The organism is Bacteroides sp. 1_1_14 (assembly GCF_000162515.1).
Lineage (GTDB): Bacteria > Bacteroidota > Bacteroidia > Bacteroidales > Bacteroidaceae > Bacteroides > Bacteroides thetaiotaomicron.
Genome location: NZ_GG774722.1, coordinates 7,927 through 10,609, shown reverse-complemented (window position 1 = coordinate 10,609; position 2,683 = coordinate 7,927). Strand labels below are relative to the sequence as shown.

General features: G+C 38.8%; 4 protein-coding genes and 1 pseudogene. 1 reads left to right on the top strand and 4 read right to left on the bottom strand.

From position 1 onward, the window contains the following. Positions 1-258: pseudogene (locus HMPREF9007_RS28135) on the top strand (hypothetical protein); the annotation flags it as partial. A 28-nt stretch (positions 259-286) separates the two neighbouring features. Here HMPREF9007_RS28135 and HMPREF9007_RS00360 read toward each other — a convergent pair. The 4 genes from HMPREF9007_RS00360 to HMPREF9007_RS00375 form a co-directional block, all read right to left on the bottom strand. Further along, positions 287-877, bottom strand: a complete 591-nt coding sequence (locus HMPREF9007_RS00360; RefSeq protein WP_004295259.1) for a DUF4948 family protein — start codon at positions 875-877, stop codon at positions 287-289. Positions 878-901: 24 nt separating this feature from the next. Next, positions 902-1,852, bottom strand: coding sequence for a hypothetical protein (locus tag HMPREF9007_RS00365; protein WP_007662662.1), 951 nt, complete (start codon positions 1,850-1,852; stop codon positions 902-904). Between the two features lie 59 nt (positions 1,853-1,911). Then, the gene (locus tag HMPREF9007_RS00370; protein WP_004295261.1) at positions 1,912-2,280 is read right to left on the bottom strand and encodes an Imm44 family immunity protein; all 369 of its coding nucleotides are present in this window, start codon (positions 2,278-2,280) and stop codon (positions 1,912-1,914) included. A 77-nt stretch (positions 2,281-2,357) separates the two neighbouring features. Then, positions 2,358-2,683, bottom strand: a 326-nt coding sequence (locus HMPREF9007_RS00375) for an SMI1/KNR4 family protein (RefSeq protein ID WP_129593492.1), incomplete at its 5' end; no start/stop codon positions are given.

The window sequence follows — 2,683 nt, the reverse complement described above, 5'->3', positions numbered from 1 at the left end:
ATCTTCGCTCTTTTGATATTCCCTATGATGACTGTTACTATCCGGCTTTTCCAGGTGTGTCGGCATTGTTGCCATGTGTCTTTTAGCATTGTCACATTTGCCGTTATGTCGCTCGTCAGCAGGATTTACAAATGGCGAGGCAAAGCAGTGATGTCTCACTATGCCAAGTGCAGGTTTAACGAACTCCTTGCGGTTCTGTTATTTTTCCTTGCGATGGCCATTATCTGCTTTATGATGTATCTTCTTGACAAAAAGTGATACATACTTTGATACGGACTCCGGGCCGTTATATCGAATGGTCTAACTCGATGTACCAGTTTCCCTTGATGGGCTTGTAAAGCGTGGTGTCGTTGTACGTCCTGCGGTAGATCTCGTTCAGGTCGCCATGTTCGGTGATACGGATATTCCGACGGCTTCTCAATCCGGGATCGTAAACGAAACTCTTGGACGTTCCGGCATCCACGATGCCGTGGGAGTAGTACGGCATAACGAGGCTCACATATACCGAATCTGCCGTTCCCCATTCCCTGCGATCAACAAGGATAAAACCGCATCCAATCTCTGATAACAGGGAGTCGAGTAGGATTCGCTCCGGCTTCAACAGTCCATATACCGGGATGTCTTGTTCATCATTCGTTTCATGGGATGTATCGCTTTGCTCCATTGAATCAAGTATAATAACCTCTTCCGGAGAAAGCGGCGGGTAGTGAAAACTACCTTCTGAACTCTCTGCCATGATTTCGTACACCTTACGGAACGCCACCTCATGCGTGGTGAAATGGCGTATCATTTCCTCGTCCGACGGCGGCATGGGAGGCTCTCCGCAGCTTACGGCAAGCAGGATTACAAATAACAGGATTATGACTGGTGTTCTCATTTTCTAATGTTTAATGTTCTGTGGCTAACCAATCTTGTTTAGGGAGTTGAGCCATTTGTTAATAGCATCCAATCTGTTATTCTGTTTAATGGTATCTTCATTTCTACATAATTTGATTTGCCGAATAACAGAGTTCTGCATAATTGAATCGGATTTGAAAAGCAGTTCTAAAACGGCTTCATAACATTTGGAATATCTGGACAATTCATCCAATATATTTGCGTCTTTTAGAATATACAGGTTGAAATTGTACACAAATGACTTGTAACTGAAAATCTCCGACTGTAATGCTGCTGCATCAAGACAAGTATAAAACAATTCCTTATCGTGCTGATATAGCCACATATAATCAGATGGGTTCAGGTTGTAGTGCAATAAAGTTTCCGAACGGACAAATGGAAGCCCCGTATTTGAGCCTACCAGATAACGGTATGTCTCATTGACTATTGACTCAACTATTTCAATGGATTCTGATTGTTTGTCCGATTCCCGTATTTCTGTAAATGTATCGGCAATAAGAACTTCCACATCCTGCGATTTGTAATATATACCGTTTTTTTGCCAGCGGAATCTACGGATATATTCTTCAGAAGTCGGACAACAGAACAGTAAAGTATTTAACAATCGGTTCAGATATATTCGCTTATCTGGAATATGACAACGGTGTAACCCTATTATGGAGCCATAAGCGTATAGCTTTCCAAACTCGTTTTCCTCCGAATTTGAATTTTTAGGCATGTAATACAACCGCACAATATTGGAAATGAAATAATATATATCAAGATATTTCAATGTATCAGCCGATTCTCCATATTTGTTAAGTAAATGCCGCTCCAGTTTCTCGCCATACCATAAGTAGCCATCGGGATTTATTTGAAACAACCGATGAAACTTAGGTCTTGATAATGAAAAGTTCTTGTTTCTACTTTTCATTCGTTCCAGTAAGGCGACAATAATTCTATTCGTTATATCCATAGCTGTAATGTTCAATAGCGTTCCGCTTTAAGCAGTAGTGCTGTTTGTTACTAACGAATTCATTCATTAATTGATGCTTTCATTTTTTCTACAATTACATCAATATATTGTTGTGGAATGTTTTTATTTTTATAGTTCTCAATAGCATCAAGAATACTTTGTTTCAATATCTCAACACATTGAGAATCATTTGCTGTTTCAAATTTATCAAATGGGAGTAGAATTTCCAATTCTATCCGATTACGTTTTTTCGAATATCGACTTAATGGATTTGTAGTAAATCCTTTTAAGCAGAATACATAGAAACTTAGTTCATTAATATATGAAATATCACATAGACAATCCATATATTCTATTACAGAGTTTCTTGCTTTACGAAACTTATCAGAAATACTATGTTCCAATTCACCTCCAATAAAAACTTTCATACAAATTTGTTATCGTTAGTAATGTTCGGCGGATAATCATCATTAAAGGAGATTGATCCGCTTGTTATCTGCCCGCTTTATTCCTCTTCTTCGATGAAATGATTTATAAAGTAATTGAATGACTGGGCGATGTAACGAGTATTTGTTTCAAAGTTGTATTCTCTTGAAGCGTTTTCGTCCCACTCGTCAGTCAAGTAATAGTAAATCTTTTTATTCTTCAAGTTCAACGCATAATAGTTTCCACCCGAATCCATAGCAAAAGGCAACAGATTGCATGGCATTAAATTCCTACTCCATATATCTTTGGCTATGACTTCAATTGTTTCAAAAGCATTGGTGCGTTCCTTTATCGGAAAGAACGCATTTATCTCCACCCGATCCAAATCCTCGTCCTGCGGTTGAT